This window comes from Mycobacterium sp. P2_H7 (assembly GCF_056403275.1).
Genome location: NZ_JBFUFU010000019.1, coordinates 229,772 through 253,887, shown reverse-complemented (window position 1 = coordinate 253,887; position 24,116 = coordinate 229,772). Strand labels below are relative to the sequence as shown.

The following is a 24,116-nucleotide window of genomic DNA, read 5'->3' as shown; positions in this document are numbered from 1 at the left end:
TGGATGCCAGAATGAACACCGACATGGCGGCCACCGTCATCATCGGCCAGCGGGTACGCACCGGCCGGGAGCGGGAATTCGAGGCCTGGCAACAGGATCTGAACCGGGTGGCCGCGGAGTACCCGGGCTTCCTGGCCGCCGAGGTCAGCCCACCCACCGCGGTGCAGCCCGACTGGGTGGTGGTGTACCGGTTCGATTCGGTCGCCCATGTGCAAGCCTGGATCAACAGCGCCGCGCGGCAGGAACGCGTCGCCGCGGGGGCCGACTTCTTCGACGGGCCGGGTACCCAGCAGGTGATCGGCGGCGGCGCCCGCCCGACTGATCCGCTCGTGACCGTCGTGGTCAGCCACCGGGTGAACCCGGAGAACGTCGAGGATTTCCTGGCCTGGCAGGAGCGACTCCGGCTGGCGGAGAGCACGTTCCGCGGATTCCGCGGCACCGAACTGTTCCGCCCGGTGGCCGGCGTGCAGGACGAGTGGACGGCGCTCTATCGCTACGAGAATGCCGACGATCTGGATGCYTGGCTGATCTCCCCGCAGCGGCGTCAGCTGCTCGCCGAAGGTGAGCGGTTCTCCGACTTCCACGCCAGCACCATCGACAATTCGTTCGGCAGCTGGTTCGCCTTCGACGAGCACGGCGTTCCCGCGGCCCCACCGTCGGATGTCAAGACGTCCATCGCGGTGTGGGTGGGCCTGTATCCCACCGTCGTGCTGCTGTCCTTGGCGCTGTCCCCGCTGAAGATGCCGCTGTGGGTCGGCCTGCTCATCGGAAATCTGTTGTCCAGCTTCATCATGACGTTCGTGACCATGCCCTACTACGTGAACCCGTTGCTCAAGCACTGGTTGCGCCCACCCCCCGGGATGGCCGCGGCGAAGGCGAACTGGCGTGGTCTCGGCACTGTGGTGGGCGCATTGGCCGCCTCCACCGTGCTGGTCTATCTGCTGACGCAGGTCTTCTGGCAGCTGCCCTAGCGGGCACCGAGCGGCACCGGGGCGGCCACCCCCGGGATCGGCGGCAGCATGGTGATCAACTTGGGGTCAAGGGATTTCGCATCCGGCGCGGACCGGTTCAGCACGTACTTGTGGACCTCCCCCACCCCGCCCGTCACCAGTAGGTCCGCCCCGTAGACGGTGCTGGTGGCCGCCACGGTGGCCCCCCCGGCGCGGAACGGCGCGAACGACGAGATCGGCTGGTAATTCACGTTTTCCTCGTGATGGTTCGGGCTTTCCAGGTACATCGACGGCTGACCGTCCAGCAGCGACCCGCTGGACCACACGACCACCTTGCCCTCACCCCCGAGCTGGCTGGTGACGATGCTCTTCGAGCCGCCCTGGGCGCCGGCGACCCAGCCGGCGGACAGCGCGACCCCGTCGTGATAGTTCTCGTCGTACGCCAGGAACTGCGAGGTCATCCTCGGATCCGACGGCTTGCCCGCGTGCTGCGGGGTGGCCGTGCCGCTGGCCTGTGCCCGGGCGGTCGGGGTGTAGAGGTCCCAGCGGAACGATTTGATCAGCGGTGGCTCACCGGGTCCCGGCGCGGTCACGATGCTCTCCCGGCCCGACCCGGATTCCACCATGCCGGTGGCCAGGGTGACACCGGACTGCGACCCGGGATAGGGCGTGAAGGCGGAGAACACCTCCGGCGCCTTGCCGTGCTCGGGCAGCTTCGACGAGAACACCTTCACCTGGGATTCCCGGCCCGGGCCGGTACCCACGATGATGTTGTCCGACATCGAATTTCCGTCGATGTCGGTGGCGGCGACGCTGACCCCACCGGTGAACTCGGCCTCGAACGGGGCGAACCGCGCGATCTCGGTCTTGAACAATCCTTCTCGGGTGTTGTTGCCGTCGTACACCGCGACCTTGGGGGCCACCCCCTTCCCGGTGCCGGCCACCAGGTCCAGGATGCCGTCCCCGTTGACGTCGGCCATCGCGACCGACGGGGTGCCCTCGAAGTCGGGGAACGGGTAGACGGTCTGCAACACCTTGTCGCCGTTGGCATCCCGCACCTGCACCGACGCCGGCTTACCGTTGCCGCCGGGCACCGCCACCGCATACGTGGACACCTCGGGGATGACGTTGATGGTGGCCATCAGGCCGTTGTCCTCATGGTTGAGCCGGTGGCAGTGGATGACGTAGGTCCCGACGAACTCCAGGAACTCCTGGCGCAACGTCAGTGTCGCCGGGGTGCTGACCACGTGCATGTCGTTGAACACCGGGGCGGGCACGTTGACGTTGTCTAGGCCCCACGGTTGCACGCCGGTCTTACCGCGATGCGGGTCGTCGATCTCCATCACCTGAAAGTCGTTGACGTGGATGTGCATCGGATGGGCGTCATTGTTGAAGTTGGTGATCTTCCACTCCTCCACCGAGTTCAGCCTCGGCTGGATCAGCGGTACGTTCGGGAACCCGGCGGGCTCGAACATGTAGATGACGGCCTTCGGGTCGTTGTTGCTGGCCTTGTCCCCGCCGATGGTGTCGACGATCGTCATCTCCCGTTTGACGGCGGGAGTCATCACCGACGTGTCGACGAAAGAGGTGTAGGCATCCAGGTTTTGGCCGGGTTCGAAGGGGGTGGTCTGCCCGGGACCGCTGGTGTCCGGTGTGGCGTGGATCAGGGTCTGGGTCGGGAACACGAAGAAGCCGTCGGCGAAACTCATGTACTTGGGATCGACGGTGAGCGTGCCCAGCACCGCGGGAGTGTTCCTGGTTCCGTTGTTCGTGTACACCACGCCGGGCAGCATGAGCGGCTTGGCCTCCGGATTGGGCGGGAACTCCAGGACCAGATCGCCGTCCTTCGGCATCGTCACCGCTATCGCATAACGCGAGCCGGGCGGCACGCTGAGCGTGGTGCCGTCGCCGTAGACGGGCCGCTGCACCTGGGTGTAGGGATTGCCGTCCTGCCCGACGATGGCGAACTTGGGATGATTCCCGGTGGCGGTCTCGGTCAATCGGACTGTCATGTAAGCGATGTCGCTGACGTTGGCCACCGCCCAGATCTCCGTCTGACCCGGTTTGATCTTCAGCTCCGGCTGGAACTGGCCGTTGACGGTGAACTGCACGTCACGCTCGTTCTCGGGTAGCGCGGCGTTCTCGGGGATCTTCAGCGTGGGGCTGTCGAAGCTCATCAGGTTCTGCGGGATGAACTGGGTCTGGCCGCGGTTGTTGTGTGGCGACAGCGGTCCGGCCCACCAGGGCGTCAGGTATTGGGCACCCATGCTGGTGTCGGCGATGTTCACCGGCGCGAGGCTCGGCTGATACGTCCCGTCCGCCAGCTGGGACCCCTCGGGCGGTTTGAGCGTGCTGACGAACTGCGGCCAGCTGTAGTTGTTGAGCTGGTGTCCGTTGCCTTTGCGGTCGAACACGTAGTTGTACTGGAACGCCATGTTGCGCAAGGGAATCTTGTTCTTGGTGACCAGCGGCAGGTTGCCGTCGGGCCTGCCGATCTCCAGCAGCCCGGCCAGTCCCAGGTAGGTCTGCTGGGTGGTCATCGTGTGGCGGTGGCTGTGATACCAGTACAGCCCGTTGGGCATGTTTTTCGGCACGTCGTACAGGTAGGTGTTGCCCATGCCCGCGGGGATACTCAGCAGGACGTTGTCGGCGTTACCGGTCGGGCTGACATGCAGGCCGTGGGTGTGCAGGTTCAGCGGCGACTCGGTGAGTGTCGGCGGATACAGCGGCACCTCGCCCCCCTTGGGGGTGAACGCCGGATCGTAGAAGTCCTGGATCGTCAGGCCCTGTAAGTCGTTGTCGTAGTGGACGATCAGGCGCTGGCCGGGATCCACGTGCAGCGTCGGTGCGGGGTAGAGGTTGTCGCCCTTGGTGGATCCGTCCGAGGCGGCGCCCTTGATGACGTCGTAGCCGAAGACCAGGAAATTGCTGACGGGTTCCTTGACGGTATCGAGCGGAACGGTGCCCTGATGGGCGGACAGGCGCACCTCGAGCACGCCGTCGACGGCCTGCAGCCGGACCGGTTCCCGGAACGGGGCGGGTTTGCCATCGGGCCCCGCGTTCACACCGGCCAACGGCGCGGGCGCCACCTTGGTCCCCGCGCACGACGCGGTGAGCATCGCGACGAGTGAGACGACAACCACCAGCGCGGCCAACCGGGTCTTACCTCTGCGAATCTGCACGTCGTCCCCGTTCCCAGGACTCCCGGCCCGCCCCGCAGCAGACCGCATCGCAGACTACCCAGCGGCGCCGCCGACGGCCGCCTTTTGACAGTATTGCCAGTTTGCCGTCCCGACTGCTCAGGCCGGACTTTCCCGCGCCGAAACAGCCGTCCCGACTTTGGTGTTAGGTTCTGCGCTATGTCCGGGAACTTCGGCTCAACTCTCACCGAGCTCATCCCGCTCGCTCTGGTGATCGCGTTCTCCCCGCTGACCATCATCCCGGCCGTGCTGGCGCTGCACACCGCGCGCCCGCGTCCGACGGGGCTGGCCTTCCTGCTCGGGTGGATCATCGGCACCGGCGGGCTGACGGCGATCTTCGTCTTGGTGGCCGACCTGATGGGCACCCTGGACAAACCCCCGGCCTGGGCATCCTGGGTGCGGATCGTGGTGGGCGTCCTGCTCATCGTCTTCGGTGCGTACCGCTGGTTGCGCCGCAAGCAGTCCGAGCACTCGCCGGCGTGGCTACGCAAGATGGCCGATCTCACCCCGGGCCGGGCCCTGGTGACCGCGATGGTGCTGGCGGTGATCAACCCGAAGGTATTGTTCATCTGCGCCGCAGCGGGTTTGGCGATCGGCACCGCCGGGGTCGGCGTGGCGCACGCCTGGATTGCGCTCGCCTGGTTCGTGGCGGTGGCCGCGTCCACCGCGGCCATCCCGATCCTGGCCTACGCCGTCACGGGCGACCGGTTGGCACAGCCGCTGGTGCGGCTCAAGGACTGGATGGAGCGCCAGCACGCCAGCCTGGTGGCGGGCATCCTGCTGGTGATCGGCGTTTTGGTGCTGTACAAGGGAATTCACGGTCTCTGACCGAACGCCTCCCGGGTTCCCAGCGCCGGCAACTACACTCGTCGCACGTGGGACTCGACGACCGCGACGCACTTGCCGTGCTGCACGCTGTCATCGACGCGGACATGGTCGGCCGGTTCTACACCCGCTGGTTCGCCGTGGACGCCTCCGCGCGTGACCTGTTCCCCCCAGACCTGGCCCACCAGCGCGCCAACTTCGCCCACGCGTTGACCTGGCTGCTGACCGAGATGATCGCCCAGCGCGCTGACGAACCGGTCGCGTTTCTCGCCCAACTCGGCCGGGACCACCGCATGTACGGAGTCACCCCGGCGCACTACGACAGCCTGGCCACCGCACTGCTCGGCACCCTGCGCACCGAGTTGCGCGACAGGTGGGATGCCCGGCTCGCCGAAACCGCCGGGGATGTGGTGCATCTGCTGGTCGGCGTCATGCGCGGCGCCGCCGATGCCGCCCCCGGTCTGCCGTTTCACGACGGCACCGTCATCGACCACATCCGCGTCACCCGCGACGTCTCGATGATCCGGCTGCAGCTCGATCATCCGCTGGACTACCACCCCGGCCAGTACCTCACCGCCCAGGTGCCGCAGTGGCCGCGGCGCTGGCGGTACCTGTCGCCATCGATCCCGGCCGATCCCGGCGGGGCCATCGAGTTCCACATCAGGTCGGTCAGCGGTGGGATGGTGAGTACCGCGATCGTCGCCGAGACCGCACCGGGTGACCGCTGGCGATTGTCGAACCCGCACGGCGCCATGCACGTCGACCGGGACGGCGGCGACGTGCTGATGGTCGCAGGCAGCACCGGTCTGGCACCGCTGCGCACGCTGATCATGGACCTGTGCCGGTTCGGGGTGAATCCGCGGGTGCACCTGTTCTTCGGCGGCCGGTTCCCGTGCGATCTCTACGATCTGCGCACCCTGTGGGAGATCGCCTCGACCAACCCGTGGCTGTCGGTCACCCCGGTGTCAGAGTTCGCGACCGACCCGCCGTGGGCCACCGACTACCCGGACGTCCAGCCGCCGCGCGGGCTGCACGTCCGGCAGAACGGACTGCTCGCCGATGTCGTCACGCGCTACGGCGGCTGGGGCGACCGGCAGATCCTGGTGTGCGGCGGACCGGACATGGTGACCGCGACCAGGGCCGCCCTGATCGCCAAAGGCGCTCCCGCCGAACGTATCCAGCACGATCCGCTGCACTGAGAGAGGATGCAACGGTGTCCGACAACGTCACCTTGAGCGATCCATCGTCCGCCTTGACCGCCACCTTCGTACCCGGTGCGGGCATGATCGGCACCTCGCTGGCCGAGGACGGCGTGGAGTACCTGGGCCAGCGCCGCGGCCTGGATGCCTACGTCGCCAACGGCAAGACCATGGGCATCCCGCTGCTGTATCCGTGGGCGAACCGGCTGAGCGCAGCCAGCTACGACGTCGACGGTGCGGTGGTGACGCTGACCCCGGGGTCCGGCGGGGTCCGAGCCGACCCGAACGGTCTGCCCATCCACGGGGTGCTGGCCGCCTACCCGGGCTGGCTGGTCACCGAGCGCACCGCGAACCGGCTGACGGCCACCGTCGACTACCGCGGGAACCCGCGACTGCTGGCGGCGTTCCCGTTCCCGCATGTGCTGACCCAGGACATCACGCTGGCCGATCGCACGCTGACCATCGCCACCACGGTCACGCCGTCGTCGGCTGCGCCGGTGCCGCTGTGTTTCGGCTATCACCCGTATCTGCAGATCCCCGGAGTGCCCCGTGCCGAGTGGGTGCTGGAGACCCCGGCGCTGCGGCGCTTGCCGGTCGACGATTCCGGCATCCCGACGGGTGCGCACGAGCTGTGGCCGGCCTCAGCCGAACCGTTGGGGGAACGCACGCTCGACGACGGTTTCGAGGGGGTGACCGACGGAGCGGTGTTCGCGCTCTCCGGCGGTGGGCGCCGCATCGAGGTGACCTACCTGCAGGGGTACCCGGCCGCTCAGCTCTTCGCCCCCGCGGCCGACGATCTGGTGGCCGTCGAGCCGATGGCGGCCACCACCGACGCACTGCGCCGCGGCGACTACTCGGTGGCCGCGGGCGCTCCGGTGACCGCAATGTTCTCGATCCGGGTCACGTAGCCACCGCAAACAGGTGCACCAGTCCGGACGCGACCGCGTACCGGGGGCCGTGCATGCCGTCGATGTCGGCCCGGCCCACCACCACCTCACCGCGCAGCGACTCGCCGACGGTGCGGATCAGTTCGTCGTCGAGTGCCCCGCCACCGGCCAGCACCAGCACGGCGGGCATCCGGTCGAACACCCGTAGGCACCGCACGATGTTCGCTCCCACCGTGGCCTGCTTGACGGCGAGGCGCAGGCTGCGCCATTCCTCGGCGGCCAGCGTTCGGGAGAACGGCACCAGGCCTGCGCTGCCGCCGGTGCACAGCCGTCCGATGGCGTCGGCCGAAGCCGGGGTGTCCAGGAACACCCGCCGGCCGTCCTCCTCGTGCGCCAGATGTGGTCCTTCCACCCGCAACGCGGGGCTGCGTTTGACGCGTTCGGCCAGGGCCCGCGGGATGGACAGCACGCGGGCCACCGCCGAGGTGATGGTCTCCCCCGCCCCCGCCGCCGTGACGATGCCGCCCGCCCCCACCAGATCGACTGTGCCGCCGCCGATATCGCAGACGATCACGTCGTCGGGCAGGCCCGGCGTGGTGCGGGCTCCCCGCGCGGCGGCGGCAGGTTCTCCGCCCAGCGTGCGAGCCGGCCGGCCCGTCAACTCGGTCATCGTCTCGGCCGCGTCGGCCACGTGATCGGCAGCCAGCAGGGCGACGACGGCGCCGCGGGTGTCGGCGACCCCGCGACGCAGCCATGCCCCGTTGTCGATGGCCGCCAGATCGGTGAAATAGGCGTCGTCGACGGCGATCCCGTCCTCGGCGGACATGCACGACCGCAATCGGACCCGCACCGCGGTGCCCGGTGGTTCGGTGCGCAGCAGCGGATAGGCCTGTTCGGGTGAGAACCGCACCGTCTCACCCCGGACCAGGCAGTCGACGTAATCATCGTCGGTCGCAGGCGGTTCGGGGGCGCGGGTACGCCGGGTCACCGCGATGGCGGGCGCGTCCGCCAGTTCCCTGGTGAACTCAGCGACCCACGGAAGTTCGGCTGGATCGATCCGCAGGGCCGCGGCCAGTGCGATGGGGTCGGCGAGTGACCGGTGGGCACGGCCTTCCTCGACCACCTCGACAGCGACGAGCACGTCGGGCTCCAGCAGGTGGGTGTCGGCCTCGTCGACGACGGGTACCGGGACCGGGATGCGGTTGGCGATCAGCACCGCGTCGTCCTCGGCGGCGAGCACCCCGGCGATCGTCCAGCCGGCCGCCACCGCATCGCAGATGCGTTGTGCGGCTTCCTCGAAGTCGATGTCCGGCCCGATCGAGACGATCACCGGGTCGACGGCTGGCGGTCCGGTCAGCGCATGCACCGGCACGTGGCGCCCGACGCCGTAGCCGGTACCGGCCGGGGTGCTGGCGTCGGGGCGGCGCAGGCTGATCACCGGTGAGCGGGGTGAGGCGGCCGGGGGCAGCGGCGCGGTCGTGGTGTCGACGGGCCGGATCGCCGACAGCAGCACCTCGTCCGCGCGCACCCCGGCGTCCCCCTCGATGCGGGTCAGCAGGGCGGCCGCCCCCTCCAGGGAGTCGCGGGATCCCTTGCGGCCACGCGTCGGAGACTGGCCGTGCGCGAAGGGTTCGGCCCGACCGGCGGACACCCTGGCCAGCACGATCTCGGTGGTGTGGTTGCCGACATCGATGCCTGCCACTACTGCACTCAACGCAACAAGCCCCGCCTGGCGTACACGGCCGCGGCCTGCGCCACCAGCACGGCGCAGCGCGACGCGCCCCGGGTGTCGAGCGACACCCGCAGTGCCTCCAGTTCGGCGGCCGTCGAGCGGTGCGGGCGCAGCGCCTCGTAGAGCGCCATCACCTCTTCCCCGTCGATCAACGCCAATTCGGCTGCGCGCAGGAAGTTCTCGGCGAGCTGCGGATTGCCGTGCTCCTCGGCGACGACGGCCTGGTGGGCCAGCGTGGCCGGGTCCATCTGCAGATCCGCGAGCGTCAGCCGGCCCTCGACAGCGGCTGCCACGGTGTACTCACTCATGCCCGCGTCACCTGCACGGTGAGCGGCGCGGCACCGGGTTCACTGGCCTCGCGCTCCAGGGCGACCAGCGCGACGGCGCGGGCGTGATAGCGCGCCGAGATCGATTCATCGGTACCTCCGGTGAGGATGGGGACGGGCGCCATGCCCTTGGCGTGCCGGGCGGCGTTGCGGCCGAGTTCGCGGTAGTTGCGCGCCGTGAGCAGCGGCGCCACGCTGAACAGTTCCAGGTTGGCCAGCGGCGCCAGGTCGCGGCGGTGGATCAGCGCGGTGCCCTTGCCCTGCAAGCCGATTCCGATGCCCGAGCCGGACAACTTCGCCGCGGTCAGCCCGATCATGCCGACGTCGATGGTGGAGCGCACCTGCACGAACCGCGGTACGCAGCCCTCCTCTTCCAGTCCCGCCGTGAGCTGGCGGATGGCCTCGCCGACCGTCAACCCGCACAGCGTCAGCCAGACGGTGCGCCCCAGCGCGGGCGACAGGCCGATGCAGACCTCGCGCGGGTCTGCGCCCTGGCGCGCCTCTTCGATCTCGGTGACCACGAGGTGGCCGTGATACTCGGCCTGGTCGGCGGTGAGTTCGCTGGTGGTGCGGGCCTGCCGGATGTCGTCGATCTCGGTGCGGCGCGCGTCGGTCAGCGCGTAACCCGTTCCGGGACCGCGATAGTCGTTGGGATCGGTGACCTTGGACAGCACCCGCATCTGTTCGTCGAAGATCGCCGATGTCTGCAGCTGGTCGCCGCGTAGTCGCTCGGCGGTGAGCGCCATGATGGCCTGCGCCTCCTCGGTGTAGCCGGTGCGGTGCAGCGACGCGATGACGTCGAACACCGTCAGCTGGCGGGCTTCGATGGCGGCCGCGGCCTCGGCGACGGCCTTCGGGTCCCCGGGCGGCAGGTCGCGGGAGTCGTTGGCGACGACGGCGGCGGTGACGCGGTCGTCGTCGTAATCGGCCAGCCCGAGGTCGCGGTACACGGCCTGCACGGCGGTGGCTGCCCGCCGCCGCACCCGCTCCAGGTGCTGCGGGCTGACGGTGCGAAGCCCGCCGTCGACTCCCCAGTCCCGTTGCAGCACAAGGAAATCATCCATGTCGTCGGCGTTGAAGTTGGACAGCGCGAAGGCGTTGTCGTAGCGCGGTATCGAGCCGAAGCCGGAGAAGATGAAGTCGGCGCCGCCCAGCAGCACCGGCAGGGTGTGCGCGCTGCGCCGTACGTCGGACTCGGAGATCAGGTTGTCGTTGCCCGCACAGGATTCCAGGTCACGCATCATCACCATGAGGTTCTCGGCCAGCAGTTCCTTCATACCCTCGGGCACCGAGGACACCACCCCGACACCGTCGATGCCGCCGTTCTGCACGCCCTGGGAGCCCAACGCCCTTGCCAGGGAGACGCACCGGGATTCGAGGTAGAGGATGGAGCATTTCTCGGCCGCACCCATCAGGACCTCGGCGCCGCCGCCGCTGGTGACCCGCATCTTCAGGCCGCGCGACGCGTAGGCGGAGGTCAGGATGGCTTTGGAGAACGGGGTGTCGTCGCCGTCGGTGAAGACCTGTTCGGTGCCGTAGATGGAGATGGTCTCGGCGTAACTGGTCAGGCCGCGCAGGCCCAGCCGCAGTTCCAGCGCCTCCTCGATGGAGCACTGGGCCATCGCGCCCGGCACGCCCACCTGCGAGCCGATCAACAGCGCGACCGCGTTGGACGGTGCGTCGCCGAGTACCGGCACGGTGGTCTCGACCTCACGGAAGCCGTAGGCCACAGCACTGGCGGCGTCGGCGGCGATCAGCAGCGGATCGTCGAGCTGATTGGTGACGTGCGCCTGGTTGCTCGGGGTGCGCCGGGCCCGCATCTTGCTCATCGCGACCTGCATCTCGGCCGGGCTGAGGACCGCGACGACGCGCGCCAGTTTGGCCGGGGTGGTGCCGCCGATGAGCCGGACCACCTCGGCGCGGGACACGTTGATGTCGACGGTCATCCGGGCCAGCGTGGCGTCGTCGAGCGCCATGGCCTCCTGCGCCGCGGCCAGATCGATGCCGTACTGCGCGATGAATTCGTCGATGACGTCGAAGTCCTGTGCCGGTTTGCCGTCCAATTCGACGACCGCGCCGTCGCGGATGACCAGCGACGGCGCCGGGTCGAACGGGCTGCTCATCGCGGCCAGCCCGAGTTCGGGTGTCGCGACGCTGAACCCGTCCAGGTTGATCGGCTTGGCGTCCAACACACGAAAACGGCCCAGTTCAGGGGAGGATTCGGCCATGCCCGAATCCTCCCCTGACTGGACCGTTTTCGTAAAGGGTTAGTCCATTTGTCGGGGTGTCCCAACCAAAAGACGGGGTTAGCGGACCCTGCGTGCGTGCGGCTGCCACAGCACCACGGCGGTGCTGGGCTTACGCCCCCGATCGAGCTCCGCGGACAGCTCGGCGACCCGGGCCTGGAGCGCCTCGACCTGGTTGGTCAGTTCGATGATCCGTTTGATCCCGGCCAGATTGACGCCCTCGTCCTGAGACAGTCGCTGGACTTCCCGAAGCAGATCGACATCATGCTCCGAGTAGCGGCGACCGCCTCCGGACGTGCGCTGCGGGCTGACCAAACCGAGCCGGTCATACGTGCGCAAGGTCTGAGCGTGCATACCGGCCAACTCGGCGGCTACCGAGATGAGGAAGGTACGCGCGTCGTTCTCCTTGCTCACGACAAGCTCCCGGCCCAGCCCGCACGCGGGTCGAAGCCGCTGGCGCGTTCCGCCTTGGCGTAGGCCTCCAGCGCCTCGGCCGCCTCACCCTCCAGGTTCGGCGGCACCGCGACCTTGACGGTGACCAACAGGTCGCCGTGGCCGCCGGAGCGCTTGGGCACACCGCGTCCCCGCACCCGCAGGATCCGGCCGTCGGAGGTGCCCTTGGGCACCCGCACGCCGACCTTGCCCTCCAGAGTGGGGATGGAAAGGGTTGTGCCCAAAGCCAACTCGTGGAAACTCACCGGAACGGTGACCGTCAGGTCGTCGCCGTCACGGCCGAACACCTTGTCCGGTCGCACATGCACGGTGACGTACAGATCGCCCGATGGCGCACCACGCAGGCCCGCCTCACCCTGGCCGGCCAACCGGATGCGCTGCCCGTCCTCGACGCCCGGAGGGATCCGGACGTTGATGGTGCGGGTCCGGGTGGTCACCCCGGTGCCCTTGCACTCATCGCAGGGGTGCTCGATGATCGACCCGCTGCCCCGGCATTCCGTGCACGGTTCGGAGAATCCGAATGCGCCCTGATTGCGGTTTACCACCCCGGCGCCGTTGCAGTTCGCGCACACCTTGGGGCTGGTGCCCGGACGTGCGCCGCTGCCATGACAGTTCGTGCACGGGGCCGGGCTGGTGAGCCGCAACGGCATCGCCACGCCCTTGGTGGCCTCCATGAACGACAGTTCGGTTTCGGTCTCCAGATCATTGCCCCGTCGTGGCCGGCTCGGCCTGGGCTGCTGTGCGCCCCGGCCGAACAGACCACCGAAGAGGTCACCGATGTTCGCCCCGCCGGACTGGCCGGCCTGGTCGAACAGGTCACCGAGGTTGAACTCGGCGCCGTCGGAGCTGAATCCTCCGCCGCCGTAGGGACCTGCTCCGCCACCACCGCTGCGACGCCCGAACCCGCCGCTGGCGAACAGCCGGCGGGTCTCGTCGTACTCCTTCTTCTTGGCCTCGTCCGACAGCACGCTGTACGCCTCAGACACCGCCTTGAACCGCTCGGCCCCGTCCGGATTCTTGTCCGGGTGCAGCTCGGAAGCCAGCTTGCGATAGGCGCTCTTGATGGTCTTGGCGTCAGCGTCGGAGGAGACGCCGAGCTCCTTGTAGAAGTCCTTCTCGACCCATTCACGCTGGGCCATGCGTCACCTCCCTACGGGGCCTAGTCTTCTGATTCTGCGGGTTGTTGTGCGCCGGAGCCTGCATTGACAGCACTCTCGACCGTGTCGACCACACCGACCATGGCGTGGCGGACCACAAGGTCTCCGACCTTGTAGCCCTGCCGCATGACGGTGCCCAGTACCGGGTTGGATCCGTCGCCCTCGTGCTGCACGGCCTCGTGCAGCGACGGGTCGAACGGGTCCCCCTCGGCGCCGAAGGACGAAAGTCCCAGTCCTTCAAGGGTGCTCACCAACTTCTCGGCCACACCCTTGAGCGGTCCGGATTCCAGATCGCCGTGGCTGCGGGCCCGGTCCAGGTCGTCGAGGACACCCACCAACTGGGTGATCACGGCGACCTTCGCGCGGTCCGCGGCGACCTGCTGGTCACGCAGGGCACGCTTGCGATAATTCGCGAATTCGGCCTGCACCCGCTGCAGATCGGCGGTCAGCTCGGCAACCTTGTCGCTGTCGGTGTCGGCGGGTGCCGCCTCCCCAGATTCCTCTGGGGAGGACGGCGCCTGCTCACGAATTTCACCGGTGACCGGATCGACGCGCCGTTTGTCGGTGATGGTCACCGGCTCCTGCGAATCGTCCTGAGTCACTTGTTCTCCCGGTTGTCCTCGCCGTTGACCCCGTCGTCCTCGACAACCTCGGCATCGACGACGTTGTCGTCGGCCGGGGCGGCGTCACCGTCGGCACCCTGCTCGGCCTGGGTGGCCTCGTAGATGGCCTGGCCCAGGGCCTGGCTCTCGGTGCCCAGCTTCTCCATCGCGGTCTTGATGGCCGCGATGTCGGTGCCGGCGAGGGCCGTCTTGGCCTCGGCGATGGCTCCGTCGACCTTGGTCAAGGTCTCCTCGGGGACCTTCGAACCGCCTTCGGCGCTGCGCTGCTCGGTGACGAACTTCTCCGTCTGGTAGACCAGCGACTCGGCCTGGTTGCGGACGTCGGCCTCTTCGCGGCGCTGACGGTCCTCGTCGGCGTGCGCTTCGGCGTCCTTGATCATCCGGTCGATCTCCTCCTTGGAAAGGCCGGAGCCCTCCTGGATCTTGATCGTGTTCTCCTTGCCGGTGCCTTTGTCCTTGGCGGTGACGTGCACGATGCCGTTGGCGTCGATGTCGAAGGTGACCTCGATCTGCGGCACGCCACGCGGGGCCGGCGGGATGCCGGTCAGCTCGAAGGAGCCGAGCAGCTTGTTGTGCGAGGCGATCTCACGCTCACCCTGGAACACCTGGATCTGCACCGAGGGCTGATTGTCATCGGCCGTGGTGAAGGTCTCGGAGCGCTTGGTCGGGATGGTGGTGTTGCGCTCGATGAGCTTGGTCATCACGCCACCCTTGGTTTCGATACCGAGGGACAGCGGGGTGACGTCAAGCAGCAGAACGTCTTTCACCTCACCCTTGAGCACACCGGCCTGCAGCGCGGCGCCCGCGGCGACAACCTCATCGGGGTTGACGCCCTTGTTGGGCTCCTTGCCGCCGGTCAGTTCCTTGACCAGGTCGGTGACGGCGGGCATACGCGTCGAACCACCGACGAGCACCACGTGATCGATTTCGCCGACGGAGATGCCGGCGTCCTTGATCACCTGCTGGAACGGCGCACGGGTGCGGTCCAGCAGGTCCTGGGTGATGCGCTGGAACTCGGCGCGGGTCAGCTGCTCGTCGAGGAACAGCGGGTTCTTGTCCGCGTCGACGGTGATGTAGGGCAGGTTGATCGAGGTGCTCTGTCCGGAGCTCAGCTCGATCTTGGCCTTCTCGGCGGCTTCACGAAGCCGCTGCATGGCCATCTTGTCCTTGGTCAGGTCGATGCCGCTGGTGCTCTTGAACTTGTCGACGAGCCATTCGACGATCCGGTCGTCCCAGTCGTCGCCACCGAGGTGGTTGTCACCGGAGGTCGCGCGGACCTCGACGACGCCGTCGCCGATTTCCAGCAGGGACACGTCGAAGGTGCCGCCACCGAGGTCGAAGACCAGGATGGTCTGTTCCTTCTCGCCCTTGTCCAGGCCGTAGGCCAGCGCGGCCGCGGTGGGCTCGTTGACGATGCGCAGGACGTTGAGGCCGGCGATCTGGCCGGCTTCCTTGGTGGCCTGGCGCTGGGCATCGTTGAAGTACGCGGGCACCGTGATGACGGCGTCGGCGATGTCTTCGCCCAGGTAGGCCTCGGCGTCGCGCTTGAGCTTCTGCAGGATGCGCGCGCTGATTTCCTGGGGGTTGTAGTCCTTACCGTCGATCGCAACGGTCCAGTCGGTGCCGATATGACGCTTGACCGAACGGATGGTCCGGTCCACGTTGGTCACTGCCTGGTTCTTGGCTGGCTGACCGACCAGCACCTCGCCGTTGCGCGCGAACGCGACGACCGACGGGGTGGTCCGGGAGCCCTCGGAGTTGGCGACGACGACGGGGTCGCCACCCTCCAGCACTGCGACGACGGAGTTGGTGGTCCCGAGGTCGATACCGACCGCACGAGCCATAGTTAGTTCCTCCTGAATAGCTTTACTAGGATCTGAGTGAACCTCGCTCAAGCCTGCACCTGCGGATGGTTGCCTGTCAAGCCAGAGTTGAGTCTGATGCACTCAAGTTGTCGAAATGGTCAACGGCGGGTGTGCGCGATTTGTTCCCAGCTAGCTCGACATCGACGAAATGGCTGCCCGGGATCCTGCCCAGCAGCCATGTCGTCGTTCCCGGACGGCCGCGTCAGCCCTCGGTATCGGTGGGCGACGCCGGCGCGGTCGGCTTTGATTCGGTGGCGGTGGCCACCGGGGTCTGCTTGTCTTCGCGATGGGACCGCGCGGGGCGCTGCTGATTCGTTCGGAACGCATCGCGCACCGCCTGCCGGAGCTTCTTCGGTGTATTGGCACGTCGCGGTGACTCGTCACTTTCGACTGCAGGCACGTCGCGCTTCTCGACGGCATCGGCCTGCAGCGGTGGCGGCACCGTGCCGGTTTCCGGCACCGTTTCGACCGCGATCACCTTTGGGGAGTCGTCCACTTTGCCGGAAGCGTTGGCCACAACGTGGTCCGCCGGCCTCTTGATGGGTTTCGGCGCGGCGAGGTCCACCGCCGTCGCCGTCTTCGCGATCGCCGGTCCCCTTGACGCCACTTGCGGGGCCAGGGCAGTCTTCGCCGCCGGACCGGTTGGCGGCGCCGACTTTTCGGGCATCTCGGGAATCTTCAGGAGCGGTGGCAGCCCGACGAGAGCCAGGGCGTTGTTGATGCCCTGCCCGATCGCGACCATCAGATCGCGGGCGACCTTCACCGGATTCAACTTGGGGATCAGCCGCGCCGGTGTCGGCTGCCACGCCGGGATGGTGCGGTCGTAGCCGAGTTCTACCAGCACGCGGAAGACCGGCTCGACCACGTCGATCAGCTTCTCGGGCACTCCCAGCACGCGCAGCGGGGCGAACAGCGGAAGATCCTGGGATTCGAAGAAGTAGTAGCTGGTGTCGCCATGCTTGCCTTGGTATGCAGGGGAATCCGCGGGCTTCGACGGCAGGCTGACATCGAACGGCCACCCGTGCACGTACGCGATGCCGAGAACCGCGTTCAGGGTGGCCACGAGGTTCAGCGGATACAACGGGAAATCGACGAAGCCGTCGTACTGCCGGTTGATCTCGACCGTGTCGAACTTGGTGTCCGTCTTCGTGGGCCCGTTGAACGGAAAATCCAGAATCGGTATGTAGAAGCCCCAGAACCGGGTCATCAAGCCGCCGTTGGGCAGATTTGGGTCACCGCCCAAGACGAAGTCGATATCGGGAGCGTCGGTCCCCGCGTACTGCGCAGCCAGTCTGCGCTTCACCACGTTCGCGACGCCTGCGCCCTGCGAGTAGCCGTAGATGACCTGCTGCTCGCTGGGGTTCGCCAGCATCGCCTTCTCCAGAGCGGCCGCCCCGGCCCGCAACGATTGGTTGGCGGTGAGGTCGAAGAGTCCGGATAGTTTCCACCACGGCTCATCCGGCCACGCGCCACCACCGGGTCCCGCCAACCTCGGGTCTGCCGCCCCGGACAGGAGCAGGCGCGCGAGCCCGGTCAGTGGCCAAAGCTCCCCCGGTGCGGTCACCGCAACCGTCGTGACCTTGTCACCCGGAAGCGTCGGATGGGTCGGCGTGACGAACTGGTCCATGATGAGCCCAAGATCGGCAGGCCGCCATGTCGGACACGTCGTCCCGCACAGCGCAAGAACCGTTGAGTCGGCAGTCAGTCTCACCATTGGCGGCACAGTCACCGGCGATCCCGACAGTTCCGGTGCCGTGACCAGGAGTGCTGCGGCCGCCACCGACGCCGTGATCCGGGTCGCGCTGCGCAGAACCTTGCGTTTCGGAATACCCATCATCGACCTCCACCTGGACCCGGGCGAAACGATGGCCTACCGGGTCCGGCGCCGAGTTCCGCGAAAGAAATGCTCCTCGCGTGCCGCATCGCGGAGTCGAGTAACCCACTACTCGAATCTCACGTCACCGAGCTGATCAGCGGACTGCAGAAGGGCATCCCGATGCCGAGGTCGCGGGCCTGGAACGTGTTGGGCGCGATCACCACCACCGAGCCCCAGCGCGGGCACATGCCGCCGTTCGCCGGGTTCGTGTCGCTGGATTGCAGGTCCGCGGTGGCCACGTCGCCGGGCTGCAACGTCAGGTGCGGCGCCGCGTTCTGCATCCGCCGCTCGACGTGCACGACGGGCCCGGTCTCGTTGACCAGGTCGGCGCCGGGATAACCGGACAGCGTGCACGCACGCGAGGACGCGTTGGTGAAGTGCAGCACCAGGCGGTACTCCGAGCCCTGGTTCTCGAGGTCCTTATGCGACACCTTGAGGTCGGCATCAGTGCACGGTCCCGGCGGGAGGTCCACCGGCGCAGCGGTCGGGGCCACCGTGACCGGGGACGGGGACGGGGACAGGGACGCCGTGGTGGGCGACGGCTGAGCCGTCACCGTGATGGTGGTCGGCGCGGGTGATTGCGCATCGGTCGAGCAGGCGGCGACGAGTGCGACGGCCGCGATCGGGAGCAGAAGCTTCATACAGAAATCACACAGCATCAGAACAGCTACCGATCCCAATGCGCCACATTCACCCCCTAAGGTTTCAGACCATGCAGAACACCGTGAAGCGCGCGGCCGGCAGGTTCGCCGCGGCCGCCGCCACCGCATTGATGCCCCTCGCGTTCACCGCCGCTGTCGGTCACGCCGATCCGATCCCCAACTGCGAGAACGGCTGGTGGGATCCGGTGGCCAACATCTGCCGGCCCGCCATCGCGACGACTCCGCTGGCGTGCGACAACGGGTGGTGGTGGGATCCGGTGGGCAACGTGTGCCGCCCACCGCTGCTGCCCCCGCAATAGCAAAGCCCGCCCGGCCCGCCCCACGGTTCCACCGGGTACCGTGCCGTAATCACCAACCGTCGGTCAGGGTCGACCACGGCTGACCTCGGCGCACCTGGGGAGATCGATGGCGCAGGACATCTCGAAGCACGAACCGGACGTCACCGATGACGAACCGGTCAACCGCGAGGGGCACGAGCGCCGGGGGTTCAGGTGGGCCACCCCGGTCGGCGACCTCGCCGTCGTCATCCGCACACCGAAGCGCCGTCCGCTGCTCCCCAAGCGTTTCGATCCCTTCGGCATCGCCGACCGCGCGCTGGCCGCCGCCGAGGTCGGCTTCAAATTGGCGACCTGGGGCGAGGAACAGTTGGCCACGCTGGTGAAGAACCGGCTCGAGTCGCTGGAATCCGCGCCGCGCACCCTGCCGTCGGCCAAACCGGCCGCCGGGGATTCGCTGAACCACAAGATGGGCAAACTGCTGGACCGGGCGCTGGACCAGAGCACAGCCGGTAGCCAGGTCGAACTGTTCCACCGTTTGCTGGACCAGCTGGTGGCCGACGAGGCCCGCATCGTCGGCGCGCTTTCCGAGGGCGCGACGTCGCCGTTGGTCGATGTGTATTCACGGTCGCGCGCCTCCAGCGGGCCGGTGCTGGAGAACGCCTGCCTGATCGGCCGGACCGCCAATGTGGCTTTGCCCAATATGGTCCCGCAGTACGTCAGCCATCTGCTATCTCTTGGGTTGGTCGAGACCGGCCCCGAGGATTCCGCCAAGAAAGCCGACTACGAGGTGCTCATGGCGGAGCCGATGGTGTTGCGAGCCATCAAGAACGCATCCCGGGGGCCGCTCATCGCACGGGTGGACAAGCAGACCCTGAGCCTGTCGGCTCTGGGACGCGGGTTGTGGGAGGCAGCAATGCAGCAGGACGGCCCGTGAGTGCCATATGAGTAGCGAGACGATTCTCGCTATCCAATCCTGGCAGGAGATCAAAGCCGACTTCAGCGTCAACTGGCTGATCTATCTCTCGATGCCGTTCGTGGCCGCCTTCGTCGGCTGGAGCACCAAGATCGTCGCGCTGGAAATGCTGTACCGGCCGCAGGAATTCAAGGGCATCGGCCCGTTCGGCTGGCAGGGCATCGTGCCAAGAAGGGCCGGCAAGGTCGGGTCCAAAACCATCGAGCTGCTCACCCAGAAACTGCTCAAACCCGAAGAGCTGCTGCAGAAGGTCGACGCCAAAGAGGCCGTCGAGGCGCTGCGCGAACCGTTGACCCAGGCGGTCGACGAGATCTCGCGTGATCTGGCCGAGCAGATCCGGCCCGGGCTGTGGGACTCGCTGCCCGAAGCCGGCCGCAACGCGATCAAGGCGCGGATCAACGCCGAGACACCGCGCGTGGTCGAGAACCTGCTGCACGAGATGCAGGCCGATCTACCGCGGTTCGTCGACATCCAGTTCCTGGCCATCACCACCCTGGTCCGCAACAAGGACAAGCTCAACAAGTTGATGCGCGGGCTCGGCGACGACGCGATGGCGTTCGTCCGGCGCAGCGGCATCTACTTCGGTCTGGTCATCGGCCTGGTGCAGATGGTCGCCTGGGCCTTGTTCCAGAACCCCTGGATCATGCCCGCCTTCGGCTTCGGTGTCGGTTTCATCAGCGACTACATCGCTTTGAACATGTTGTTCCGGCCGATCAAACCGACCAAGTTCTTCGGCTTCATCCCCTTCCAGGGATTGCTGCATGCGCAGCGCGAGACCGTCACCGCGGACTACGCGCGCATCCTGTCCGAGGACCTGTTCTCCCCGGAAATCCTGTTCGACGGGGTGCTCCGCGGCCCGGGCGCCGACAAACTCTTCGCCCTGGTGGCCAAGGAAGTCGACGCCGCGATCGACGCGCAGACCGGCGTGGCCACCCCGCTGGTCAAGTTCGCGGTCGGCACCGAGCGGTACAACGCGCTGAAGAACACCCTGGTGCACATGGTCCTGGAGAAGCTGCCGACCACCTTGAACGAGGCCCAGGATTACGCGATGGAAGCCCTGGACCTGGAGCAGACCATCATCGACAAGATGGGCCAGCTCTCCAACGAGGAGTACGAGTCCATCCTGCGGCCGGTGTTCAAGGACGACGAGCCGACGATGATCGCCGTGGGCGCTGTCCTCGGCGGCGTCGTCGGTGAGATCCAGGTGCAGCTCATCGAGAACTTCGGCAACGAGCCGCCGCACGTCGCACTGTCCGAACTGACGCGCGTCATCCTGCGCCAGTAGCCCGGACCGACTCCTCGGACTGCCGATCGACGATGTCCTGTTCGGGCCGTTGATCTTTCGCCGGACGAGTGGTCGCCGCTCCTCGGAGTACTACCGGCCGGCGCATGAGCGCACCACTTGCGACGCCGCCGAGACTCAGCGCCACACAGCCCGCGGCGGCGACCGCACCCAGCGTCCAGCCTGCGACAGCGGTGCCGAGCAGGAACGGCGGCACCCACTCGACCACCCGCACCCAGGACGGCACCGGCGCATGGCCGTGCGCCCTGGCCCGCGCGTACTCCGGGTAGAAGTCGTTGAACGCCACCGCGAACAGCAGTGCCGCCAATTGCAGCACCCAGCCGGTCCAGAAGTTGTCTGTGTCGTGGACCACCGCATCGCCGACGAAGCCACTGATGGCGGCGAATGCGAACGCGCCTGCCCACACACCGGTGATCACCAGATGCACCCGCACGAAAAGTGATGTGCCCCAACGTTCACGGGGCACCGCGTGGCGGGCGTACACCATCGTGTACGGCCGCCGCAGCAGCAGCGTCACCGCGGCGTACCCGGCGAGCAGTGCACTGGTGATGTCGCCGGACCACAACTCCAGCCAGGCCTTCGTGGCACTGGAGGCATGCAGGCCGACGATCGCCAGCATGACGAAGTAGGACACCCCGAGAAACTCGATGACATGCACCGGAATTCCGCGCTGCCAGCACATCGCCAGGATCAGCAGCGACACCGCGAGCGCACCGGACACCGCCACCTCGAACCGGCCGGGGCCGGCCAGCATCGCCATCCACACCCATGGCGCCAAACCGGAGAACGGCGAATCCAGAAACCGGTCGAGTAACCGGATGCCATGTCTCCCGAACATCCCGCCGACCCTAGGCGGCAAGGCTGTGAAGTTACCGATACGCGACCAAACGTTCCCAAGGCAGCGACATTCCAGCCGGTAGCCTCGGTATGTGGCCAGGGGCATTCGAGTAGCGATATGTGCGGCCGCGATGGTGCTGAGCATCGGTGGCTGCTCCGACTTCATCCACGGCAAACCGACCGGATCACCGGCCAACGACGGCATCGAGCCGACGGTGCAGACCCCGCGGCCCAGCCGCAGCACCCCCGCACCGCCGAGCACCCCGAGCCCGTCCAGTCCGGCGCCGACCGCGACCGCCGCACCCCCGAGCGCGGACACCCTCGCGCCACAGAACGGATATGTCTTCATCGAGACGAAGTCCGGCTTGACCCGGTGCCAGATCTCCACCTCCCAGGTCAACTGCGAGGCCCAGTTCGAAGACGCTCCTGTCAAGGACGGCGAGCCCGCCAACGGGGTCCGCGTCACCGCGGACGGTGCGCTGGATTGGGTCGTCGGCAATCTGGGTGACATTCCGACCGTCCCGCTGGACTACAAGACCTACCGGGCGCTGGGCTGGACCATCGGGGCGTCCTCGGACGGGACCCGGTTCACCAACGACGGCACCAAGCACGGCATGCTGGTGCGTATCGAGGGAGTGGAGGCATTTTGATGCTGGGCGAGCGAAGCGACGGGGAAAATTCTGTAGGCGAGCGAAGCGACGGGGAAATATAGATGTCTGTCGCACGACGCGAGCGCGCGGCGCTGGTCGCCACCATGCGTGAGACGGGGCCCGACGCCCCCACCTTGTGCGATGGGTGGACCACCCGCGACCTGGCCGCGCATCTGGTGGTGCGCGAACGCCGACTCGATGCCGCGCCCGGCATCCTGGTCCCGGCGCTGGCCGGCTACACCGCGAAGGTGCAGGAGCAGGTGACCGCGTCCAACGACTGGGCCGAGCTGATCGACAAGGTCGCGTCCGGGCCGCCGATCTACTCCCCCTTCATCGTGCTCGACCCGCTGGTCAACGTCGCCGAGATGTTCATCCACCACGAGGATGTTCGGCGAGCCGGAAGCACCTGGGAGCCAAGGGTTCTCGATGAGCAGACCACGACGGCACTGGCCCGCCAGGTTTCGCAGTTCGCCCGGATGACGCTGTCCAAGTCGCCGGCGCGCGTGAGCCTCGCCACCCCCGACGGCAAGGTGCTGGCCACCGCCGGTCACGGCGCCGAGGTGACGGTCACCGGCGACCCGGGCGAGCTGCTGCTGTTCGCCGCCGGCCGTGAACCCACACAGGTGACGTTGCGCGGGGACGACGACGCCGTCGCCGCACTGCGGGCGGCCAGCCGCGGCCTCTAGTCTTGTTGACATGGGAACAACCGACTTCCGTGTCTTCGTCGAACCGCAACAAGGTGCCACCTATGGCGACCAGCTCGCCGTGGCGCAGGCCGCCGAACGACTCGGCTTCTCGGCGTTCTTCCGAAGCGACCACTACCTGGCGATGAGCGGCGACGGGCTGCCCGGGCCCACCGATTCGTGGGTGACGCTGGGCGGCATCGCGCGCGAGACCTCCACCATCCGGCTGGGCACCATGGTCACCTCGGCTACCTTCCGACACCCCGGACCGCTGGCCATCGCGGTCGCGCAGGTCGACGAAATGAGCGGCGGCCGAGTCGAATTGGGGATCGGGGCCGGATGGTTCGAGTCCGAGCACCAGGCCTACGCCATCCCATTCCCACCCTTGGACGAACGGTTCGACCGGCTCACCGAACAGCTGCAGATCCTGACCGGCCTGTGGGAGACGCCCGTCGGTGAGACCTTCGACTTCACCGGCGCGCACTACTCGGTCAAAGATTCGCCGGCCCTGCCCAAACCCGTGCAGTCCCCGCTGCCGATCATCATCGGCGGTGGCGGCCCCAAACGCACCCCCGCGCTGGCGGCCCGGTTCGCCGGTGAGTTCAACATTCCGTTCGCGCCGCTGGACAAGGTCACCGAGCAGTTCGAGCGGGTGGCTGCCGCCGTGGACGCGGCCGGTCGCACCCCCGACTCGCTGACCTACTCCGCGGCGTTCGTGCTCTGCGCAGGCCGCGACGACGCCGAGCTGAGCCGGCGCGCCGCCACCATCGGGCGTGAACTGGACGAGATGCGCGGCAACTCTCCGACCGTCGGCACTCCGTCGGAGATCGTGGACAAGCTGAGCGCGTTCACCTCGGCCGGAGTTCAGCGTGTTTACCTGCAGGTTCTGGACATGTCGGATCTCGATCACCTGGAGTTCTTCGCTTCCGAGGTCATCGGCAAACTCGGTTGACTCGGCAAGGGACCGATCGGCGCGGTTACTATCGGTGCCCGTGACGGGCGAGCGGAAGTGGCATGAGCGCACGTCCACGCTGGCCGGCGTCAGCGTCGCTGCGCTGGCCGCGATCGCGCTGATCGTCTGGGGTGCCCTGTTCGTCACGCGGCAGGTCAACCAGCCCCAGCAGGCGCCGACGGAGTTCGTCACGCCCAGCTTCTCGGATCGCTCGACGTCGGGGCCGACGACGACCACCGAGACGATCACCAGCACCGTGCCGCCCGCCACCACCGACATCAACGATCCCGATGCCACCACGTCGTCGACGACGTCGTCGAGCACGTCCTCGACGACCACGACGACCCGTCGGCCGACGACCGAAACCCGGGACGACGAGACCACCACCACCCGCCGCCGACCGCGGTTCAACGAGACCAGGACGCTGTCGCCTTAGCTA

Annotated in this window: 22 protein-coding genes; 11 read left to right on the top strand and 11 right to left on the bottom strand. The window is 67.6% G+C overall.

Features of this window, described 5'->3' with window-relative positions:
* Window positions 1–11: 11 nt before the first annotated feature.
* On the top strand, window positions 12–971 hold the full coding sequence (locus AC1DY7_RS26545) for an antibiotic biosynthesis monooxygenase (RefSeq protein WP_477496727.1): 960 nt from the start codon (window positions 12–14) through the stop codon (window positions 969–971).
* On the opposite strand, the gene AC1DY7_RS26540 is transcribed toward AC1DY7_RS26545, so the two are convergent.
* Window positions 968–4,132, bottom strand: coding sequence for a multicopper oxidase domain-containing protein (locus AC1DY7_RS26540; protein WP_477496726.1), 3,165 nt, complete (start codon window positions 4,130–4,132; stop codon window positions 968–970). The genes AC1DY7_RS26545 and AC1DY7_RS26540 overlap by 4 nt on opposite strands.
* A 177-nt stretch (window positions 4,133–4,309) precedes the next feature.
* Between AC1DY7_RS26540 and AC1DY7_RS26535 the strand changes: the two genes are divergently transcribed.
* The 3 genes from AC1DY7_RS26535 to AC1DY7_RS26525 are packed head-to-tail and all read left to right on the top strand — an operon-like array spanning window position 4,310 to window position 7,082.
* Window positions 4,310–4,978 (top strand): GAP family protein, encoded by a 669-nt coding sequence (locus tag AC1DY7_RS26535; protein WP_477496725.1) that lies wholly within the window; start codon window positions 4,310–4,312, stop codon window positions 4,976–4,978.
* Window positions 4,979–5,025: 47 nt separating this feature from the next.
* Window positions 5,026–6,174 carry an FAD-binding oxidoreductase gene (locus tag AC1DY7_RS26530; protein WP_477496724.1) on the top strand — a complete coding sequence of 383 codons (1,149 nt, stop codon included), beginning with the start codon at window positions 5,026–5,028 and terminating at the stop codon, window positions 6,172–6,174.
* 14 nt (window positions 6,175–6,188) lie between these two features.
* On the top strand, window positions 6,189–7,082 hold the full coding sequence (locus AC1DY7_RS26525) for an aldose 1-epimerase (protein WP_477496723.1): 894 nt from the start codon (window positions 6,189–6,191) through the stop codon (window positions 7,080–7,082).
* Here AC1DY7_RS26525 and AC1DY7_RS26520 read toward each other — a convergent pair.
* The 9 genes from AC1DY7_RS26520 to AC1DY7_RS26480 all read right to left on the bottom strand — a co-directional run bounded on the left by AC1DY7_RS26520 (window position 7,075) and on the right by AC1DY7_RS26480 (window position 17,980).
* Window positions 7,075–8,763 carry a diol dehydratase reactivase ATPase-like domain-containing protein gene (locus AC1DY7_RS26520; RefSeq protein WP_477496722.1) on the bottom strand — a complete coding sequence of 563 codons (1,689 nt, stop codon included), beginning with the start codon at window positions 8,761–8,763 and terminating at the stop codon, window positions 7,075–7,077. The genes AC1DY7_RS26525 and AC1DY7_RS26520 overlap by 8 nt on opposite strands.
* Before the next feature lie 8 nt (window positions 8,764–8,771).
* Window positions 8,772–9,101: a diol dehydratase small subunit gene (locus AC1DY7_RS26515; RefSeq protein ID WP_477496721.1), complete on the bottom strand. Its 330-nt coding sequence runs from the start codon at window positions 9,099–9,101 to the stop codon at window positions 8,772–8,774.
* A complete protein-coding gene (locus tag AC1DY7_RS26510) occupies window positions 9,098–11,347 on the bottom strand; it encodes a propanediol/glycerol family dehydratase large subunit (RefSeq protein ID WP_477496720.1) in 2,250 nt (749 codons plus the stop codon). The genes AC1DY7_RS26515 and AC1DY7_RS26510 overlap by 4 nt, the downstream gene beginning before the upstream one ends.
* A 78-nt stretch (window positions 11,348–11,425) precedes the next feature.
* Complete coding sequence (locus AC1DY7_RS26505) at window positions 11,426–11,719, bottom strand: heat shock protein transcriptional repressor HspR (RefSeq protein ID WP_477496760.1); 294 nt, start codon at window positions 11,717–11,719, stop codon at window positions 11,426–11,428.
* A gap of 56 nt (window positions 11,720–11,775) precedes the next feature.
* Entirely contained in the window at window positions 11,776–12,957 is a 1,182-nt protein-coding gene (gene dnaJ, locus AC1DY7_RS26500) for a molecular chaperone DnaJ (RefSeq protein WP_477496719.1), read from the bottom strand.
* A 20-nt stretch (window positions 12,958–12,977) separates the two neighbouring features.
* Window positions 12,978–13,577, bottom strand: coding sequence for a nucleotide exchange factor GrpE (grpE, locus tag AC1DY7_RS26495; protein ID WP_477496718.1), 600 nt, complete (start codon window positions 13,575–13,577; stop codon window positions 12,978–12,980).
* Window positions 13,574–15,442 (bottom strand): molecular chaperone DnaK, encoded by a 1,869-nt coding sequence (gene dnaK, locus AC1DY7_RS26490; protein ID WP_477496717.1) that lies wholly within the window; start codon window positions 15,440–15,442, stop codon window positions 13,574–13,576. The genes grpE and dnaK overlap by 4 nt, the downstream gene beginning before the upstream one ends.
* Before the next feature lie 223 nt (window positions 15,443–15,665).
* On the bottom strand, window positions 15,666–17,297 hold the full coding sequence (locus AC1DY7_RS26485; RefSeq protein WP_477496716.1) for a PE-PPE domain-containing protein: 1,632 nt from the start codon (window positions 17,295–17,297) through the stop codon (window positions 15,666–15,668).
* Between the two features lie 119 nt (window positions 17,298–17,416).
* Window positions 17,417–17,980 (bottom strand): DUF4232 domain-containing protein, encoded by a 564-nt coding sequence (locus AC1DY7_RS26480; protein WP_477496715.1) that lies wholly within the window; start codon window positions 17,978–17,980, stop codon window positions 17,417–17,419.
* Window positions 17,981–18,063: 83 nt separating this feature from the next.
* Between AC1DY7_RS26480 and AC1DY7_RS26475 the strand changes: the two genes are divergently transcribed.
* The 3 genes from AC1DY7_RS26475 (at window position 18,064) to AC1DY7_RS26465 (ending at window position 20,537) form a co-directional block, all read left to right on the top strand.
* Window positions 18,064–18,300 carry a hypothetical protein gene (locus AC1DY7_RS26475; protein ID WP_477496759.1) on the top strand — a complete coding sequence of 79 codons (237 nt, stop codon included), beginning with the start codon at window positions 18,064–18,066 and terminating at the stop codon, window positions 18,298–18,300.
* Between the two features lie 106 nt (window positions 18,301–18,406).
* Window positions 18,407–19,213: an Abi-alpha family protein gene (locus tag AC1DY7_RS26470; protein WP_477496714.1), complete on the top strand. Its 807-nt coding sequence runs from the start codon at window positions 18,407–18,409 to the stop codon at window positions 19,211–19,213.
* Between the two features lie 7 nt (window positions 19,214–19,220).
* The gene (locus AC1DY7_RS26465) at window positions 19,221–20,537 is read left to right on the top strand and encodes a DUF445 domain-containing protein (RefSeq protein WP_477496713.1); all 1,317 of its coding nucleotides are present in this window, start codon (window positions 19,221–19,223) and stop codon (window positions 20,535–20,537) included.
* On the opposite strand, the gene AC1DY7_RS26460 is transcribed toward AC1DY7_RS26465, so the two are convergent.
* Window positions 20,521–21,393, bottom strand: a complete 873-nt coding sequence (locus tag AC1DY7_RS26460; protein WP_477496712.1) for a hypothetical protein — start codon at window positions 21,391–21,393, stop codon at window positions 20,521–20,523. The two genes, AC1DY7_RS26465 and AC1DY7_RS26460, sit on opposite strands and share 17 nt — an antisense overlap.
* Window positions 21,394–21,523: 130 nt before the next feature.
* On the opposite strand from AC1DY7_RS26460, the gene AC1DY7_RS26455 reads away from it, so the two are divergent.
* The 4 genes from AC1DY7_RS26455 (at window position 21,524) to AC1DY7_RS26440 (ending at window position 24,113) form a co-directional block, all read left to right on the top strand.
* Complete coding sequence (locus AC1DY7_RS26455) at window positions 21,524–22,042, top strand: hypothetical protein (protein ID WP_477496758.1); 519 nt, start codon at window positions 21,524–21,526, stop codon at window positions 22,040–22,042.
* A gap of 62 nt (window positions 22,043–22,104) precedes the next feature.
* The gene (locus AC1DY7_RS26450) at window positions 22,105–22,728 is read left to right on the top strand and encodes a TIGR03085 family metal-binding protein (protein WP_477496711.1); all 624 of its coding nucleotides are present in this window, start codon (window positions 22,105–22,107) and stop codon (window positions 22,726–22,728) included.
* Window positions 22,729–22,738: 10 nt separating this feature from the next.
* Complete coding sequence (locus AC1DY7_RS26445) at window positions 22,739–23,677, top strand: LLM class F420-dependent oxidoreductase (protein ID WP_477496710.1); 939 nt, start codon at window positions 22,739–22,741, stop codon at window positions 23,675–23,677.
* A gap of 40 nt (window positions 23,678–23,717) precedes the next feature.
* Window positions 23,718–24,113, top strand: coding sequence for a hypothetical protein (locus AC1DY7_RS26440; protein ID WP_477496709.1), 396 nt, complete (start codon window positions 23,718–23,720; stop codon window positions 24,111–24,113).
* Window positions 24,114–24,116 lie beyond the last annotated feature (3 nt).

What these genes read in the sequence shown, in the direction of transcription:
- AC1DY7_RS26445 (WP_477496710.1), top strand. Translation starts at nt 22,739, where the DNA reads ATGGGAACAACCGACTTCCGTGTCTTCGTCGAACCGCAACAAGGTGCC.
- dnaJ (WP_477496719.1), bottom strand. Translation starts at nt 12,957, where the DNA reads ATGGCCCAGCGTGAATGGGTCGAGAAGGACTTCTACAAGGAGCTCGGC.
- AC1DY7_RS26485 (WP_477496716.1), bottom strand. Translation starts at nt 17,297, where the DNA reads ATGGGTATTCCGAAACGCAAGGTTCTGCGCAGCGCGACCCGGATCACG.
- AC1DY7_RS26480 (WP_477496715.1), bottom strand. Translation starts at nt 17,980, where the DNA reads ATGAAGCTTCTGCTCCCGATCGCGGCCGTCGCACTCGTCGCCGCCTGC.
- AC1DY7_RS26450 (WP_477496711.1), top strand. Translation starts at nt 22,105, where the DNA reads ATGTCTGTCGCACGACGCGAGCGCGCGGCGCTGGTCGCCACCATGCGT.
- AC1DY7_RS26465 (WP_477496713.1), top strand. Translation starts at nt 19,221, where the DNA reads ATGAGTAGCGAGACGATTCTCGCTATCCAATCCTGGCAGGAGATCAAA.
- AC1DY7_RS26505 (WP_477496760.1), bottom strand. Translation starts at nt 11,719, where the DNA reads ATGCACGCTCAGACCTTGCGCACGTATGACCGGCTCGGTTTGGTCAGC.
- AC1DY7_RS26460 (WP_477496712.1), bottom strand. Translation starts at nt 21,393, where the DNA reads ATGTTCGGGAGACATGGCATCCGGTTACTCGACCGGTTTCTGGATTCG.
- AC1DY7_RS26515 (WP_477496721.1), bottom strand. Translation starts at nt 9,101, where the DNA reads ATGAGTGAGTACACCGTGGCAGCCGCTGTCGAGGGCCGGCTGACGCTC.
- dnaK (WP_477496717.1), bottom strand. Translation starts at nt 15,442, where the DNA reads ATGGCTCGTGCGGTCGGTATCGACCTCGGGACCACCAACTCCGTCGTC.
- AC1DY7_RS26455 (WP_477496758.1), top strand. Translation starts at nt 21,524, where the DNA reads ATGGTGCTGAGCATCGGTGGCTGCTCCGACTTCATCCACGGCAAACCG.
- AC1DY7_RS26470 (WP_477496714.1), top strand. Translation starts at nt 18,407, where the DNA reads ATGGCGCAGGACATCTCGAAGCACGAACCGGACGTCACCGATGACGAA.
- AC1DY7_RS26535 (WP_477496725.1), top strand. Translation starts at nt 4,310, where the DNA reads ATGTCCGGGAACTTCGGCTCAACTCTCACCGAGCTCATCCCGCTCGCT.
- AC1DY7_RS26510 (WP_477496720.1), bottom strand. Translation starts at nt 11,347, where the DNA reads ATGGCCGAATCCTCCCCTGAACTGGGCCGTTTTCGTGTGTTGGACGCC.